Origin of the sequence: Cystobacter fuscus DSM 2262 (assembly GCF_000335475.2) — a bacterium.
Taxonomy (GTDB): Bacteria; Myxococcota; Myxococcia; order Myxococcales; family Myxococcaceae; genus Cystobacter; species Cystobacter fuscus.
Genome location: NZ_ANAH02000005.1, coordinates 573,793 through 590,079, shown reverse-complemented (window position 1 = coordinate 590,079; position 16,287 = coordinate 573,793). Strand labels below are relative to the sequence as shown.

The following is a 16,287-nucleotide window of genomic DNA, read 5'->3' as shown; positions in this document are numbered from 1 at the left end:
GTAACGAGTGCAGACGAGCTTCAAGACCGGCGATAAGGCTGTGTACCCCGGGCAGGGTGTGGGCGAGGTGATGGGCATCGAGCACACCGAAGTCGCCGGGCAACGTCAGTCCTTCTACGTGCTGCGAATCCTGGAAAATGGGATGCGCATCATGATCCCAATCAACAAGGTGGGCTCGGTTGGCCTCCGGGAAATCATCAGCGAGGAAGACGTCAAGCAGGTCTATTCCATCCTGAAGGAGAAGGACATCTCGGTCGACTCCACGACGTGGAACCGTCGCTACCGGGAGTACATGGAGAAGATCAAGACCGGCTCCGTGTTCGAGATCGCCGAGGTGCTGCGCGACCTGTACCTGCTCAAGGGTGACAAGGATCTCTCCTTCGGTGAGCGCAAGATGCTGGACACGGCGCGCTCGCTGCTCATCAAGGAACTGTCGCTGGCCAAGGACTGCTCCGAGGACGAGATCGAGTCGGACCTGAAGAAGATCTTCAACATCGCCTGAGCCTCCTCGGGTGGACGTTGAAAACCCCGGCTCCCCATATGGGGGACCGGGGTTTTTCTTTGGCCCCTGTTTCCTTGCCCCATGAGGGGGCCCGCCCGGGCGGCTACGGGCTCTGGATCTGCGCCTGGGCCTGGGTCAACGCCTGGCGGATGCGCGGCGCGTACGCTCCCCACCCCTGGGCGATCTGCCGATCGAGGGTGTGCGCCTCGGTGAAGTGGCGGATGGCGGCCGGGGCGTCCCGGGCCTCCATGGCGGCCTGACCCGCCTTCCACGCCTGCTGGAAGCGCTCCAGCAGCAGGGCCAGGTTCTCCACGTGCTCGCGCCGGGCGAGGCTCAGGGCCGCCTCGACGTGTCCCGACTCGTATTGGGCGAGGACTTCCGCCTCCGCGTCGGGATTCGGGGCCGCGTGGAGCTCGGGCGGCGGAGGCTTCGGGGCGGTCTTGACGGAGCCCTCCTTCACGGTGCGGCCGGTGTCCCGTCCCGGACGGGTGGTGGGAGCGGTGGGCCGGGCCTCCTCGGCGAGTGCCTGGGCACTCGCCGTGGGGGGCTCGGCCTCGGGGCCTGGAGGAGGGGGCTCCGCGGTCACCTCCACCTCGATGTCCGGCTCCCGGGCGTGGAACGGCTCGGATTTCTCCACCCGCGGCTCCTCGCGCATCAACCGGACCGCCGAGAGCGTGAGGAACACGGCCACCAGGCCACTCGACGCGGCGGCGAGCAGGACGAGGCGCTGGGCGCTCAGGCCCACCCGGAGGGGCGAGGCGCGCCGGCCGTCGGCGCCGCGGCGCGAGGGCATGGGTCCCGGCCCTCTCACGCGCAGCAACGCGTTGCCCAGGGCTATTTCATCTCCCGAGCGCAGCTCTCGCTCGCCCGTGAGCCGGACGCGGTTGACGTAGGTGCCGTTCTGGCTGCCCACGTCCTTGAGCAGGAGCCGGTCGCCCAGGCGGGTGAGCTGGGCGTGGCGCCGACTGATGGAGGGGTGCTGCAGCCGCAGGTCGGACGAGGAGGCGCGGCCCAACGTCAGCACCCCCTGCTTGATGGGGACCAACTGGCCCGTGCCGGGACCGCGCTCGACATAGAGGCAGGCGCGCTCGTGGCCGGGATCCTCGTACTCGCCGGAGGAGAAGCGGGCGGGAAACTCGCGGTCCCGCTCCTGGCGGGAGGTGCCCGCCGCGTGCCGACGCGAACGGCGCGGGCCCATGGGAAACTGGGGCACGCGCTGGGGTCGCGGATCATCGGCCTGCAGGGGCGCCACTTCGTCATCATCGAAGGGCAGGTCCACATCATCCGCGGGCGCCGTGGTCTCTCCCCCCTCCGCCACGGAGGGCGGAGCGGAGCGGGGCGGGCGCTTGGGATTCGGAGGACTCATGGGGGTGCTTCTCCCAGGATTCGATGGCCGGGCGAGACGGGGGGTCTCCCAGGGCAGCAGGATAGTCTTTTTTCGGCCGGGAAGGGGGAGCGAGGGCCCATCTATGTTGACTGAGTCGTCGGGCCGTTGTGAAAGTCCCGTCTTTCCGACTGCGCGTCGGAATCAGCAGTCGGAACTCGAGAATCGACCGCCCTGGAGGTTCGTGCACGTGGCCGCCGCATCCATCCGCCTTTTCAACACGATGACGATGCAGAAGGAGACGCTGGTGCCTGTCGTCCCGGGCAAGCTGGGCGTCTATGTGTGTGGCCCGACGGTCTACAGCTACGTCCACATCGGCAACGCGCGCACGTTCACGTCCTTCGATGTCGTGGTGCGTTATCTGCGCCACCGCGGCTTCGAGGTGACGTACGTGCGCAACTACACCGACGTGGACGACAAGATCATCAAGGCCGCGCAGGAGACGGGCGAGGCTCCGGTGGCGCTGGCGGCGCGGTTCGTGGAGGCGTTCCGCGAGGATGCCCGGGCCCTGCACCTGCTGGAGCCGGACGTCTCACCCAAGGTGAGCGATCACATTCCGGAGATCCTGCGCATCATCGGCAAGCTGGTGGACAAGGGCGTGGCGTACGCCTCCCAGGGCGACGTGTACTTCTCCGTGCGGCGCTACCCCGACTACGCGAAGCTGTCCAAGCGTGACCTGGATGAGCTGTGCGTGGGCGAGCGCGTCCAGCCCGGTGAGCAGAAGCACGAGCCGCTGGACTTCGCCCTGTGGAAGGCCGCCAAGCCGGGCGAGCCGTCCTGGGACAGCCCCTGGGGCCCGGGCCGGCCCGGGTGGCACATCGAGTGCTCGGCCATGAGCGAGCGCTACCTGGGCGAGACCTTCGACATCCACGGCGGTGGGTTGGATCTCATCTTCCCGCACCATGAGAACGAGCTCGCCCAGAGCGAGGCCGCGAGTGGCCACACCCTGGCGCGCTACTGGATGCACTGCGGCTTCCTCGATCTCGAGGGGGCGAAGATGTCCAAGTCGCTCGGCAACGTGGTGCGCCTGCGCGAGGCCCTGGAGCGGGTGGACGCCGAGGCGCTGCGCTTCTTCTTCCTCTCCACGCACTACCGCCATCCCCTGGCCTTCTCGGACAAGGGCCTGGCGGACGCCGAGCTGCGCATGGAGTACTTCTACGAGACCCTGCGCAAGGTGGACGAGCGCGTGGGTGGCAAGGAGTTCGCCCCGGGCCCGCTGCACGGCGACGCCGCGCGCTTCATGGCGGACTTCGAGGCCCAGATGGACGACGACTTCAACTCGGCGGGCGCGCTGGGAGTGCTCTCGGGCCTGTTCGCGATGATGAACGAGCTGGTGGACAAGCCGCCGGTCAAGGACAAGGCCGTGGTGGGCCGCACCCTGCGGGCGTTGCGCGAGGACGTGCGCAAGGTGTCGGGCATCCTCGGCCTGTTCGAGGAGGCGCCGGCGTCCTGGCTGCTGCGGCGCCGGGACCGGGCCGTGAAGGAGCGGGGGCTCGACGTGGCGCGGGTGGAACAGTTGATGGCGGCGCGCGCGGAGGCCCGCAAGGCCAAGGACTTCGCCGAGGCGGACCGGCTGCGCGTCGAGCTGAAGTCCCTGGGCGTGGAGATCATGGACACCGCGGCGGGCACCCTGTGGAAGGTGGCCGCGCCCGCGTAGGGCTCCCTCCTTCGCGGGTATCCATCTGCCCGTGAGCGACGATCCCTTGGGGCTCGTCGCTCGCGATGACGCATCGCTTCCGACTCCACCTCGACAGAAGCGGATTTCCCGCGTTTATCAAATTCCAAGAAAAAGCTAGGATTGGACGCCTGCTCACTCACCGGGAGTCCATCCATGCGCTCGAGGCCGCGGTCCATCTTCATGACGATGATGTGGGGAGTCGCGCTCGCGGGAGGCTCCGCGTTCGCGCAGAGCCCCCAGCTGCCCGACGCGGCGTCTTCGCGGGTGGCCCTTGTGGCGAGTGCCAGCACCTCGCGCTGGACGGAGGAACTCGCCACCGGCGAGGGCACGGGTGAACTCGTGCGCACCTCGGAGGGGTTGCTCTTCGAGCCCTATGCCGTCATGCGCAGGCCCGAGGGGTTGAGCCGGCTCATGGGCCTCTACACCTTTCCGGCCCGTCGGTTGGAACAGCCCGTGGACACGATCCGGCCGCTGCTCCAGGCGAGCGCATCCCCGGAGATGGGCGTCGAGGTGGATGTCCGGGTGCGTACGCCCGATGGAGCCTGGAGCGAGTGGCGCACCGCCAGCGCGGGAGAGGCCGCGCGCCTGCCTCGCGCCGGCACGGAGGTGCAGGTGAGGCTCGCGCTCCTCGCGGACGAGCGCGGTCGCGGTCCCGTGGTGCGGGAGGTGCGGCTGGAGGGCTCGCTGGAGGGAGACCCGTCGCGGGAGGAGTTCCAATCCCTGGCGGCGCTGAGCTACCGCGTCTTCGCCACGCGCGAGGGCCTGGTGGGGGGCACGACCGCCAATGGCCATGTCATCAAGTCCAACGATCGTTTCGTGGCGCTGCCGTCGCGCCGGGCGCTCGCGTCCAATGGCGGTTCCGAGTACCAGGTGAAGGTGTGCTACCCGAAGACGGGCAAGTGCACGACCACCTCCGTGTGGGACGTGGGGCCCTGGAACACGAAGGATGACTATTGGAATCCCTCGAGTGTCCGCGAGATGTGGAAGACCCTGCCGCAGGGCAAGCCCGAGGCCCAGGCCGCCTATCAGGACGGCTTCAACGGTGGGTTGGATCAGTTCGGGCGCCGTCCGGCCAACCCCGCGGGCATCGACATCGCCGACGGCGCGTTCTGGACGGACCTGGGGATGAGCAACAACGACTGGGTCGACGTGACGTACCTGTGGACGTCGGGAGGGAGCACCCCCACGGGCCTGGTCATCGACAGCAACAACGCCAACAACGACAGCACCCGGGGCTACATCCAGCTCTCGGGTACCAGCTGGGCCTCGTCCACGAACGTGGCGGGCTACTACGGCTCGAACTACCTTGCCTCGCCCACCGCGGCCGTCTCCGAGCCGGCGACGTTCTGGTTCTACCTGCCCACGGCGGCCACCCGGACGATCGACGCCTGGTGGACCGCGGCGGGTGATCGCTCGACGACCGCGCCCTTCATCGTCTGGGACGCCAATGGCACCCAGCTGGCCACCGTGAAGGTGAACCAGCAGGCCAATGGCGGCAGGTGGAACACTCTCGGCACGTGGAGCTTCCCCGCGGGCTGGAACAAGGTGCAGTTGAGCCGCTGGACCACGGCGGGTTCCTACGTCATCGCCGACGCGATCCAGGTGCGGTAGCGGTGTCCCCTTTCTGGGGGCTCGTCACGGTCCCGTGGCTCCAGCGAGGGGCGAGAGCCCTGCCTGGGGTTCGAGCTGGTCGAGCTGCTTCTTGACGAGGACGCGTTGGTAGTTTGTCGTCGCGTCCTTCAGCTGCGTGGTCAAGGCGTCCAGGGTCTCGGCGGTTTGTCCATGAAGGCGGCCCGTGGAGCACAGCGCATACTTCAGACGATCCAGCCGCCACTGTTGGGTCGTGCCGAGACTGGAATCGGCCGTTGGCTGGGCTGGGGCGGGCACGCACTTCACCGGCCTCGTGGGCCTCGCGGGCGGGGGGGATTTCTCCTGCTCCACCCTGGACGACTCCGCTGCCTGGAGCTTTTTCGCTGATGCGGTGGCTTGAGTGTTCAGGGCCTCGGCGGGCCGCGGGTGCTTCGCTTCTTCCTCGAACTGGTCGATCTGCTTGCGGATGAGAATGCGCTGGTAGTTGGTTGTCGCCTCCTTCATTCGCGTGCTCAAGGTCGCCAGGGTCTCGGCGGTCTGGCCATGGAGGAGGTCCTTGGAGCACAGCTCGTACTTCAGACCGGCGAGCCGCCACTGCTGCTGGCCGCTCATGCTGGTATCGGCCGACTGTGGAGGCACGGGCTCGCACTTCACCGGGCCCACCGGCTTCGAGGGCGCGGGGGGCTGGTTCTCCGCCAGGGCCTTGGGAGACGGCTCCGCCACGCGGGAGGGGACTGTGGACTCGAGCGTTGGTGCGATCTCCTTCTTGACCTTGCGCCGCATGTCCTCGAAACGCGTTCTGACCTTGGGGGCGATCTTCTGCTCGGGAAGGGCCACGTCGGGCCTGAGCAACAGGGCGGCCCGGAAGGCGGTGAGCGCCTCATCCTGCTTGCCCATGTCATACAGGATGAGCCCCTCGTAGAGGGACAGCGTGACCTCGTCCTCCGTCCCCCGCTGCATCTGGCGCGCGAGTTGGATCTGACTCAGCGCATGCTCGTAATCCAGACTCTTGTACAGATGCCGGATCGAGGTGATGCAGTTCTTCACCTCGCTGTCGTTCGCGGCCGGGACGGAGCGAGGCAGCAGCAAGGCCAGCGCCACCACCATCGCGGAGGCGCTCCTCATGTCGAGACCGGTTCTCAAGTGGCTACATCCCTTCGAAACGGAGCAATCCTGGAGGGGATGAGCAAAGGGCGAAGTCGCCCCGGGTGCAAAAATATCGCCGCCCGGAGCCCCCTCGGGACTCCATGGCGGCGGACGCCCCCGTTCCTCCGCCTACTTCGCGGTGAAGGGGGTGTCGTTGCGGTAGAGCAGGGTCTTCGACCAGTCGGGCAGGAAGATCAACGTGTCGACCCGGTAGGTCCCCGCCGCGAGCGACGTCGGAATCGTGAACGCTGTCGTGTACGCGCGCGTCTGCCCGGCGGTGAAAGCCTGGGCCGTGTAGCTCTTCTCCGACACCAGCGCCGTCGTGGCGGCATTGCGGATCTCGTACTTCACCACCAGGCTCCTGGCCGTGGACGAGGTGACCGAGCCGGAAACCTGGAAGCTGGTGCCCCGCGTGACGGTCGTGGGGCTCACCGTCGCCTGGGTGGTCGACACGGCCTCGGTCGGCTCCGGCTCGGTGGGCGTTTCCACGTAGTAGCTCTTGAACAGCGCGGCCGCGTTCGGGAACTCGGTCTGGAAGTCGTGGCCGCTCCGGCTGTCCACGTCGGAGAGCTGGTGATGGCCGTCCGACGCCTGATAGTCGAAGTACGAGTGGTAGCCGACGTTGTTCGCCGGATTGAAGATGAACTCGAGCATCTGCCCGACGTAGTAGGTGTTGTCCCCCCCGCCATGAGTGGCCGCGTCGTTCACGCCCCACTCGGGAACGGACAACGGCTTGCCATGTGCTTGCGCGAAGGTGCGGAACTTGCTCAGCGCCGGAGCGAACTGCGCGTTCCAGACCGATTGCCAACGGCTCAGCGCGCACGAGCCCGTGCAGCCCGCGGGAACCGGATAGGCCCCGTTCCAGCCCTGGTCATACAGATCGAATCCGATGTAATCCACATACGCGTCCCCCGGGTAGGTGGCGGCCAGATCGCTGGACGAGATGTCGTAGTTGGGATTCCAGTCGAACTTGAAACCGGCGGACGGCTGGGCGGCGCGCATGGCCGTCACGATCTTGCGGAAGCAGGCGGCGAAGTTGGCCTGCTGTCCATTGCCGGAGTACCACGGCATCCAATTGCCGCTGAACTCCCAGCCCAGGCGGATGATGGTGTTCTGGAGCTTGTAGGAGACCAGGTTGTTCGCCAGCGTCTTGAACCGGTAGTCGTAGGTGCCCTGCGCGCACTGCGCCAGCGAGCCCTGCCCACTCGGGAACATGGCGACCGAGTAGTTCAGGCGCCGGCCCGGTTTCGCGTTCACCCATGTGCTCCAGGAGCTGAGCTGCCAGGAGGGATTCTCGATGTTGCCCCAGGTGTCCTTCGCCTGATGGCCCTGTCCCAGGGTGACTTCATGGCCGAGCCAGGTTGAATAGGCGTTGACGACTTCGGGATTCGAGTAGACCTCGCCCCGGTACACACCCGTCAGGGGCTCCGCGGCCGCACTCGCGCTCCAGCCCAGGACCGACATGGCGGCGAGGGAAGAGGCGAGCGTGAGTCCGACGGTTCTTGCACCAATGTTCAAGACGATTCTCCAATTTTACTGTTCTAAGAGGATTATCGGTTTTGCCCGGGAAAGGTTGCTGGTGCTCGCCACGTCATGTGGCGGGCGGGCGCTCTCTTGTCGGCGCTTTACCCCGAGTGCTCCCGTTGTTGACAATCCGTTCCATTCACTGCTGCTGTTGGATGTGTGTTGCAGAGAAGGAGCGTGTTTCGAAATGAAGACCGTCATCCTCGCGCTTGTCGCCCTGTCGTTCGCCCTGCCTTCGACGGCCTCCGACAGGAAGGCGTATCCCAACGCCAGACAGAGCTATCCCTTCGTGATGAAGATCAGCGACTTCTACGGGGTGGAAGGGTTTGGCTTCGATTACTACCTCGACACCTCGAGGCTGGTGGTCGTCTTGTGGGACGACCTGGGAAGCCCCCGGAAGGAAGTCCTCGCGAAGTCGCTGACGAAGGCCGAGGCCAGGGAGTGGGCGAGCTATCTCCAACGTCTGCCCATGGATCAACTGAAGAAGGAGTATGTCAATTCAGGCGCCGACGACGGCTTGCAGCAGACGTTTACCTTCAAGTCGGGCGGAAGGGAGAAGACGGTGGACGTCCGGAACATTCGAGTCGAGGAGCTCGAGAAGCTCTGCCGGAAGCTGAATCTCCTGATCCCCGACAAGCACCTGCGGCTGCGAGTCAGTGACGGGTGAGGAGCGCGAACCCGAGGGACTCGACCGGCACGCGCCGCAGCAGCGAGGCGAAGGGAGAGGGCGCATGGTTCGACAGCACGGCGACCCCGGTGTCCGTCTCCATCGAGAAGCCCAGGAAGCCCGAGTAGCCGCCCATCGCGGAGGAGCGCCACACGAGGGGCTTGCCCCACCCTCGTGACACGTTCCATCCGAGCCCCACCCGCTTGCCCCAGGCCTTCACGCGCGGGGTGTGCGCCAGCCGCGCGGCATGGGTGAGCCCGACCTGCCAATGTCCCAGGTTCGCGTCGAGGAAGCGCAGCAGGTCGGGCACCGTCGAGTAGAGCGCTCCCGCGCCGGGCAACGCCGGCCAGGTCCAGGCGGGCACCGGCTCGCCCCGGGCGGTGTGGCCGCGAAGCACGCGCGGTTCCTGGGTCTCGGAGGGCCGGGCGGTGGTGTCCCCCAGCTTCAGCGGCGTGCACAGCCAGTCGCGCACCGCGTGTGCGTAGTTGAGCTTCAATCGGCGCGAGAGCGCATGGCCGAGCACGCCCATGCCGAGGAGGGACTCGGCGTACCTTCGCGGCGGCGGACGCGGGGGGTGGTAGCCGCGCAGGAAGTCCCCGAAGAGCGTCGCGTTGTAGTGGCCATAGGGGTCGGCCGGGTTCCACGTGCCCGTCCACAGGTTCGGCGGCTCGTACGGCATGCCCGAGGTATGCGTCGCCAGTTGCTCGAGCGTGATGCGGCCGGCGGCCTCGTCCGGCAGGAGCGAGCGGGGAATCAACTCCTGGAGCGGTGTGTCGAGCCTCGCCTCGCCCCGGTCCACCAACAGCGCCAGGAGGGTGCCGGTGAAGACCTGGGTGAGCGCGCCCAGGGCGTACAGGGACTCCTCGGCGGGGGGCTCCCCCTGGCCGCGCAGCATCCGCACGTGGTGCTCGCCCCGGTGCGTGATGCCCACGCACAGCGCGGCCGAGGGATACGCGCCCACGTAGCGCCGGGTGGCGAGGAGCAGGGCGTCAGCGGGTGAGCCAGGGGGGGGACGAAGGTTCATGGGGCCGGGGGTCGACGCGCTCACGCGCATGGGATTGTCGGGCGGACGAATATCCCATCCGTTGGAATGACGGCGAGTGCTCCGTCCAGGGGCGGAGTCTTTCGCGCCGGGGGAGGGGATGTTGTATGTCCGTCGCCCGCGGGCCCGAGCTCCCGCAGTTTCCCCGGGAGGCTCCTTGGAGACACGCACGACCAGTGTCCTGCTCGTTGATGATGATCCCGCCAACCTCTCCACCCTGGAGGCCGTCCTCGAGCCGCTCGGCCAGCGGCTGGTGCTGGCGGATTCCGGGCGCGAAGCGCTCCGGTGCGTGCTCGAGGAGGACTTCGCCGTCATCCTCCTGGACGTGCGCCTGGGGGACATGAGCGGCCTCGAGGTGATGGAGATGTTGCGCGAGCGCGAGCGCAACTGGCGCACGCCCATCCTGCTCATGACGGCGGCGGACATCGCGGTGCCGGAGTTGCTGGAGGGCTACGCCCACGGCGCGGTGGACTACCTCAGCAAGCCCCTCATCCCCCAGGTGCTGCGCGCCAAGGTGGCCACCTTCGTGGAACTCCAGCTCGCGCGCGAGCAGGTCCGCCGTCAGCAGGAGGCCCAGCGCGTCCTCGAGCGCAGTCAGTGGGAGGCCGAACAGAGCGGCCGGTTGCACGCGCTGCTGCTCCAGGCCCCGGTGGCCGTCGCGATCACCCGTGGCCCCGACTTCATCCTCGAGTTCGCCAATGCCTTCTACGAGAAGGTCATGGGCCGCCCCGTGGAACTCGGTCAACCGCTGCTCACGCTGTTCCCCGAGCTCGAGGCCCAACCCGGGCTCCTGGAGAGCCTGCGGCGCGTGCTGGAGACGGGCGAGCCCTTCTTCGGCAATGAGTTCCCCGTCACCCTCAATCGGGGAGAAGGGGGCGCGCCGGAGGAGGCCTACTTCGATTTCATCTATCAGGCCGCCCGCGATCCGACCGGGCTCATCACGGGCGTCATCTCCATCTCCGTGGAGGTGACCGGCCACGTCCGGGCGCGGCTCCGCTCGGAGCGCCTCGCCGAGGAGCTGCACTCGCGCACGGAGGCGCTGCGCGAGAGCGAGGAACGGTTGCGGCTGGCGGTGGAGTCCACGGCGCTCGGCACCTGGGACCTCAACCCCCTCACCCGGGTGCTGAGCTGGGACGCACGCTGCAAGGCGCTGGTCGGGGTGCCACCGGAGACCCAACCCGACCTCGAGTTGTTCTTCACGAAGGTGCACCCCGAGGATCGCGAGCGGGTGTTGGCCGCGATGCGGCGAGCCATGGACCCCACGGGGGACGGTCACTACGACGTCGAGTACCGCCATGCCGAGCGGCGCGAGGACGCGGAGTGGTGGATGCGCGCCACGGGCCGGGTGCACTTCGAGCAGGGCCGCGCGGTGCGCTTCACGGGCACGGTGCAGGACATCTCCGAGCGCAAGCACGCGGAGCGCGAGCGGGGCCGGTTGCTGGACGAGGCGCGCCAGCGGGCCGAACAGCTCCGGGGGCTGACCGAGGCGTCGCTGGCCATCAACGCCGTGGAGGGCCTCATGCCGGCGTTGTCGCTCATCGCCGAGCGGGCGCGGGCGCTCGGGGGCGCCCAGCGGTGCACGGTCAGCCTGACGGACGGCCACGAGGGCGTGGAGTCCATCACCGCCCTGTCGCTCGCGGATCCTTCCCTGGCCCGGCGCGGCGATGAGTCCTGGAGCGAGGAGGCGGGCCTGGCCGCCCGGGTCCGTGACTCGAACCAACCCCTGCGTCTGACCCAGGAGGAGCTGCGGGGACGTTCGCCCCTCCCACCCCCGCGCGGCTGGCTCGCCGTGCCCCTGGTGGGCCGCGATGGCGCCAACCTCGGCCTGCTCCAGTTGTCCGACAAGGAGCGGGGCGACTTCACCGCCGAGGACGAGGCCATCGTCATGCAGCTCGCCCAGATGGCGAGCGTCGCCGTGGAGAAGATCCGCCTGTACGAGCTCGCCCGCACCCAGCGCCGCAACCTGTTCGCGGCGCTGATGCAGATGCCCGAGCCTCTGGCGGTCTTGCGGGGCCCGGACTTCCGCTTCGAGATGGCCAATCTCACCTTCTCGCGCTCCGTGGGCGGGCGGCCCCTGGAGGGCCGCCCCATTCGCGAGGCGATGCCCGAGCTGGAGGGACAGGGCCTCTTCGAGACCCTGGAGCACGTGTACCACCAGGGCGAGGCCGTGCTGCGCAAGGAGGTGGTGGTGCGCTGGCGGTGCTCGCCGGAGACCTTCCTGCGTGAAGGCATCTTCAACCTCGCCCTCCAGCCCCTGCGCGATGGGGAGGGCCGGGTGGAGGGCATCATCGCCGTGGCCTTCGCGGTCACCGAGCAGGTGCTCTCCCGGCGGGAGATCGAGGCGCTCGCCGAACAGCTCAGCCTGAGCGAGCAGCGGTTGATCACCCTCGCCGTCGACCTGGAGGACCGGGTGCACGAGCGCACCGCCCAGCTCCAGGCCGTCAACCAGGAGCTGGAGTCCTTCAGCTATTCGGTCTCGCATGATCTGCGTGCCCCGCTGCGCCACATCATCGGCTTCGCCCAGCTCCTGGAGCGGCGTGCCGGCTCCGTGCTGGACGAGGTGTCACGAGGCCACCTCAAGACCATCACCACCGCCGCGCGCGATGGCGGCACGCTCATCGATGATCTGCTCGAGTTCTCCCGGATGGGCCGCGCGGCGCTGCGCCAGTCGCGCGTGGACCTGGGGGAGCTGGTGCGCGAGGTGCTCCGCGGCCTCGAGCCCGACATGAAGGGGCGGAGCCTGGAGTGGCGCATAGGGCAGCTGCCCGCGGTCAAGGCCGATCCGGTGCTCGTGCGCCAGGTGCTGCGCAACCTCCTGGCCAATGCCCTGAAGTACACCCGGCCCCGGGCGCATGCCCTCATCGAGGTGGGGGCCCGCGACGCGCAGGGCGAGGTGGAGGTGTGGGTGCGCGACAATGGGGTGGGCTTCGACATGCGCTACGCGGACAAGCTCTTCGGCGTCTTCCAGCGCTTGCACACCGTCGAACAATTCGAGGGAACGGGGATCGGATTGGCCAACGTGCGGCGCATCATCTCCCGGCATGGGGGCCGTACCTGGGCGGAGGGCGCCGTGGATCAGGGGGCCACCTTCCACTTCACCCTGCCCCGGGCCGCTTCCTGATAAGACGGACTCCTCCGTGAGTGAACTCGAGAGAACCTTCCTGGTGGATGCTCCCCCCTCCAGGCCCCTGTCGCTCCTCCTGCTGGAGGACAGCGCGTTGGATGCGCAGCTCATCTCCGCGCGCTTCGAGGAGGCGGGGCTCGACGTGCGGCTGGTGCGCGTGGACAGCCAGACCGGGTTCACCCAGGCACTCGAGGGGTGCCCCTTCGATCTCATCCTCTCCGACTACAACGTCCCGGGCTTCGATGGTCTGGCCGCGCTGAGCGCCGCCCGGAGCGCCTGCCCGGACACGCCCTTCGTCTTCGTCTCCGGTGCGCTGGGCGAGGAGCGGGCCATCGAGCTGCTCAAGCGCGGGGCGACGGACTACGTCCTCAAGGATCGGTTGGAGCGGCTCGTGCCGTGCGTGGCGCGGGCCCTGCGCGAGGCGGAAGGGGAGCTGCGGCGCAAGCGCGCCGAGGAGGCCCTGCGCAAGTCCGAGGAGCGCTACGCGCTGGCCATCCGGGCCACCTTCGATACCATCTGGGATTGGGATCTGGAGACGGACTTCCTGCACTGGAACGACACGCTCCAGCAGGTGTTCGGCTACACCCCGGAGCAGTTCGGCTCCCATCCCGACCATTGGGCCGAGCGCGTCCACCCCGAGGAGCGTGAGCGGGTGGTCCAGGGCCTCCGAGGCGCCATCGGCTCGAGCGCGGAGCACTGGATGGCGGAGTACCGGTTCCTGTGCGCGGACGGCGCCTGGCGCCATGTGCTGGATCGCGGCTACATCGTCCGGGAGCCCGGCGGCAGGCCCGTGCGCATGGTGGGCGCCATGCAGGACATCTCCGAGCGCAAGCGCACCGAGGAGGAGCGGCAGCGGCTGCTCCAGGAGGCCCACCGCCGGAGCGAGTTCGAGCAGCAACTCATGGGCATCGTCAGCCATGATCTGCGCAACCCCTTGAGCGCCATCCTCATGGCCGGCACGCTGCTCTTGCGCCACCAGGACACCCAGCCCTGGCAGACCAAGATCGTCACCCGCATCATGTCCTCGGCGGATCGTGCCCACCGGATGATCCGGGATCTGCTCGACTTCACCCAGGCGCGCCTGGGCGGTGGCATCCCCGTGAGCCCCGCGCCGCTGGACCTCCACGAGCTCGCGGCCCAGGTGGTGGAGGAGGCCCGCACGGCCCACCCCGGGCGCGAGCTGCTGCTGCTGCGCACGGGCGATGGTCTGGGGCGCTGGGACGCGGATCGCATCGCGCAGGTGCTCTCCAACATCCTCGGCAACGCCCTGCGCCACGGCCTGGAGGGCACCCCGGTGCGCGTCGAGACGGAGGGGCTGGAGGCGCAGGTGCTCCTGCGGGTGCACAACCTGGGCGCGCCCATCCCCGCGGATTTGCTCCCGCACCTCTTCGAGCCCCTCACGCGTGGCGGCACGCGGCCCGGGCACTCCGATCGGAGCATCGGCCTGGGGTTGTACATCGTGCGGCAGATCGTCCTGGCGCACGGGGGCCAGGTGGAGGTCCACTCCACGACCGACGCGGGCACCACGTTCACGGTCCGCCTGCCCCGGCTCGCCGACGCGCGGCCGGCTTCCACCGACGAGGCACGTTCGACATGACGCGGATCTCCCTGCTCGGGCCCGGGACGTTCTCCGAGGAGTCCGCCCGCCACTTCCTCGGGGCGGTGCCCCACCAACTGCTTCCCTGCACGCTCATCGCGGAGGTCTTCCAGGCGGTCGTGTCGGGCCGGGCCGACCTCGGGGTCATCCCCATCGAGAACACCCTGGAGGGCTCGGTCAGCCAGCACCTGGACTGGCTCGTGCACGAGGTGGATCTGCCCATCCAGGCCGAGTGGGTGTACCCCATCACCATGAACCTCATCGGCCGTGGCCGGGTGGGGGAGGGGGATTCCCAGGCCCGGCTGGCGCTCGTGCGCGAGGTGCTCTCGCATCCGGTGGCGCTCGGGCAGTGTCGCGAGTTCCTGCGCACCCGGCTGCCCCATGCCCAGGTGGTGCCGGTGAGCTCCACGGCGGAGGGCGCGCGCCAGGTGCGCGAGCGTGCGTCGGAACAGGGCCTCGCCGCCATCGGCAGCGCCGCGTCCGCGACCCTGTATGGGTTGGACATCCTGGCGGCGCACATCGAGGACCACCCCGACAACGCCACGCGCTTCGTGCTCGTGGGACCCCGGCCCTTGTCGCTCGCGCGGCCGGGACGCCCGAAGACGAGCCTGCTCATCACCCTGCCCGCGGACTTCCCCGGGGCGCTCCACCAGGTGTTGTCCGTGTTCGCCCGTCAGCAGGTCAACCTCGTGCGGATCGAGTCCCGGCCCACCCGCAAGCGCCTGGGCAACTACTTCTTCTTCATCGATGTCGATGCCGCCCTGTCCGCCGAGCCCCTGTCCACGGCCCTCACCGAGATAGAATCGCTGGGTTGTTCGGTCCGGGTGCTCGGTTCGTACCCCAGTCACGGAGTGTAGGCCGCCATGTCCGATGTCGTGGATTTGCAGCAACTGCGTGTCGCCATCGAGCAGGTGGACGAGGAGCTCCTCGACGCCCTGCGCCGCCGCATGGATCTGGCCGAGGAGATTGCCCGGTCCAAGCTCGCCACCGCGTCGCCCATCCGGGATCAACGGCGCGAGGATCTGCTCCTGCAGCGCATCCGGGCCGCGGCGCTGGCGCGCAAGCTGGACCCGCATGAGGTGGAGCGGCTCTACCGCTTCATCATGGAGATGTCCGTCGCCCGGCAACACGCCTGGGTGACGGGGTTGGACACCATCCCGCTGCGCGTGGCCTACCCCGGCATCGAGGGCTCCTACAGCCACCAGATGGCGCACAATCGCTACGCGGGCCGCTCCGGGGGCGTGCTCCTGTCCGGCTTCGACACGCCCCGCCAGGCGGTGGACGCGCTGCGCCAGGGCGAGGTGGATCTGGCCCTGCTGCCCATCGAGAACACCACCGCGGGAGCCATGTACGACACGTACGACGCGCTCGCGGAGGAGGGTGTCACGCTCATCGCGGAGCTGGTGGACGAGGTGCACCACCGGCTGCTGGGCCTGCCCGGCGCGAAGCTCGAGGCGCTGCACTCCGTGCGCTCCCATCCCCAGGCGCTCATCCAATGCGAGTCCTTCCTGCGCGAGCGGCTGCCCCATCTGCGGATCCTGCCGGAGCTGGACACGGGCATCGCGGCGCAGCGGGTGCGCGAGTCCAATGATCCGGGCATCGCGGCGATCGCGAGCGACTCGGCGGCGCAGCGCTTCGGGTTGGTGGTGCTGGAGCGCGACCTGCAGGGCGCCAAGGGAGACTTCACCCGCTTCGTCGAGGTGGCGCGCGAGGCCTCGCCCCTGCCGGCGGAGGTGCCCTGCAAGACGTCCCTGGTGATGGTGCTGGAGAACAAGCCCGGCACGCTCGGCAAGGCCCTGCTGGTGCTCGCCGAGCGCGGGGTGAACCTGGCCAAGCTGGAGTCGCGCCCCCTACCGGGTTCGCCCTGGGCCTACCGTTTCTTCCTCGACCTGGAGGGCCATGCCGCCTCCGCTCCCCTGGAGGCGGTGCTGCGCGATCTCCAGCCCTATACCCAGTCCATGCGCCTGCTCGGCACCTACCCGCGCGTGGATCTGAAGCCGGCGTGAGTCCTCCCGGGGACGGGCGGTCAGGTC

12 protein-coding genes are annotated in these 16,287 nt (G+C 68.6%); 8 read left to right on the top strand and 4 right to left on the bottom strand.

The window, feature by feature from the left end:
• The first annotated feature begins 7 nt into the window (after positions 1 to 7).
• On the top strand, positions 8 to 502 hold the full coding sequence (locus tag D187_RS09960; protein WP_002625147.1) for a CarD family transcriptional regulator: 495 nt from the start codon (positions 8 to 10) through the stop codon (positions 500 to 502).
• 103 nt (positions 503 to 605) lie between these two features.
• Here D187_RS09960 and D187_RS56985 read toward each other — a convergent pair whose 3' ends face one another.
• Complete coding sequence (locus D187_RS56985; RefSeq protein ID WP_002625146.1) at positions 606 to 1,868, bottom strand: FHA domain-containing protein; 1,263 nt, start codon at positions 1,866 to 1,868, stop codon at positions 606 to 608.
• A 208-nt stretch (positions 1,869 to 2,076) separates the two neighbouring features.
• On the opposite strand from D187_RS56985, the gene cysS reads away from it, so the two are divergent.
• Both cysS and D187_RS09945 read left to right on the top strand, forming a co-directional pair.
• Positions 2,077 to 3,543, top strand: coding sequence for a cysteine--tRNA ligase (gene cysS, locus D187_RS09950; protein WP_002625145.1), 1,467 nt, complete (start codon positions 2,077 to 2,079; stop codon positions 3,541 to 3,543).
• A 174-nt stretch (positions 3,544 to 3,717) separates the two neighbouring features.
• A complete protein-coding gene (locus D187_RS09945) occupies positions 3,718 to 5,175 on the top strand; it encodes a DUF8814 domain-containing protein (protein WP_002625144.1) in 1,458 nt (485 codons plus the stop codon).
• Positions 5,176 to 5,199: 24 nt separating this feature from the next.
• Here D187_RS09945 and D187_RS49735 read toward each other — a convergent pair whose 3' ends face one another.
• Together D187_RS49735 and D187_RS09935 are read right to left on the bottom strand one after the other, a co-directional pair.
• Positions 5,200 to 6,279: a hypothetical protein gene (locus D187_RS49735; RefSeq protein ID WP_155893277.1), complete on the bottom strand. Its 1,080-nt coding sequence runs from the start codon at positions 6,277 to 6,279 to the stop codon at positions 5,200 to 5,202.
• 150 nt (positions 6,280 to 6,429) lie between these two features.
• Complete coding sequence (locus D187_RS09935; protein ID WP_002625142.1) at positions 6,430 to 7,818, bottom strand: glycoside hydrolase family 26 protein; 1,389 nt, start codon at positions 7,816 to 7,818, stop codon at positions 6,430 to 6,432.
• Between the two features lie 193 nt (positions 7,819 to 8,011).
• Here D187_RS09935 and D187_RS09930 point away from each other — a divergent pair, with 193 nt between their 5' ends.
• Positions 8,012 to 8,491 (top strand): hypothetical protein, encoded by a 480-nt coding sequence (locus tag D187_RS09930; RefSeq protein WP_002625141.1) that lies wholly within the window; start codon positions 8,012 to 8,014, stop codon positions 8,489 to 8,491.
• Here the strand turns inward: D187_RS09930 and D187_RS09925 are convergent.
• Positions 8,478 to 9,515: a serine hydrolase domain-containing protein gene (locus D187_RS09925; RefSeq protein ID WP_043429161.1), complete on the bottom strand. Its 1,038-nt coding sequence runs from the start codon at positions 9,513 to 9,515 to the stop codon at positions 8,478 to 8,480. The genes D187_RS09930 and D187_RS09925 overlap by 14 nt on opposite strands.
• A 175-nt stretch (positions 9,516 to 9,690) precedes the next feature.
• Between D187_RS09925 and D187_RS49730 the strand changes: the two genes are divergently transcribed.
• From D187_RS49730 to D187_RS09905, 4 genes are read left to right on the top strand one after another with little or no spacing between them, the layout of a single operon-like run.
• Positions 9,691 to 12,654 (top strand): ATP-binding protein, encoded by a 2,964-nt coding sequence (locus D187_RS49730; RefSeq protein ID WP_002625139.1) that lies wholly within the window; start codon positions 9,691 to 9,693, stop codon positions 12,652 to 12,654.
• 16 nt (positions 12,655 to 12,670) lie between these two features.
• Complete coding sequence (locus D187_RS09915; protein WP_002625138.1) at positions 12,671 to 14,254, top strand: hybrid sensor histidine kinase/response regulator; 1,584 nt, start codon at positions 12,671 to 12,673, stop codon at positions 14,252 to 14,254.
• Positions 14,251 to 15,111: a prephenate dehydratase gene (gene pheA, locus D187_RS09910; protein WP_002625137.1), complete on the top strand. Its 861-nt coding sequence runs from the start codon at positions 14,251 to 14,253 to the stop codon at positions 15,109 to 15,111. The genes D187_RS09915 and pheA overlap by 4 nt, the downstream gene beginning before the upstream one ends.
• Before the next feature lie 6 nt (positions 15,112 to 15,117).
• Complete coding sequence (locus D187_RS09905) at positions 15,118 to 16,260, top strand: bifunctional chorismate mutase/prephenate dehydratase (protein ID WP_002625136.1); 1,143 nt, start codon at positions 15,118 to 15,120, stop codon at positions 16,258 to 16,260.
• Positions 16,261 to 16,287 lie beyond the last annotated feature (27 nt).

Bases quoted from the DNA above. Each gene is read 5' to 3' on its own strand.
- D187_RS09925 (WP_043429161.1), bottom strand. From the start codon at position 9,515: ATGAACCTTCGTCCCCCCCCTGGCTCACCCGCTGACGCCCTGCTCCTC.
- D187_RS49735 (WP_155893277.1), bottom strand. From the start codon at position 6,279: ATGAGGAGCGCCTCCGCGATGGTGGTGGCGCTGGCCTTGCTGCTGCCT.
- D187_RS09930 (WP_002625141.1), top strand. From the start codon at position 8,012: ATGAAGACCGTCATCCTCGCGCTTGTCGCCCTGTCGTTCGCCCTGCCT.
- D187_RS56985 (WP_002625146.1), bottom strand. From the start codon at position 1,868: ATGAGTCCTCCGAATCCCAAGCGCCCGCCCCGCTCCGCTCCGCCCTCC.
- pheA (WP_002625137.1), top strand. From the start codon at position 14,251: ATGACGCGGATCTCCCTGCTCGGGCCCGGGACGTTCTCCGAGGAGTCC.
- D187_RS09945 (WP_002625144.1), top strand. From the start codon at position 3,718: ATGCGCTCGAGGCCGCGGTCCATCTTCATGACGATGATGTGGGGAGTC.
- D187_RS09905 (WP_002625136.1), top strand. From the start codon at position 15,118: ATGTCCGATGTCGTGGATTTGCAGCAACTGCGTGTCGCCATCGAGCAG.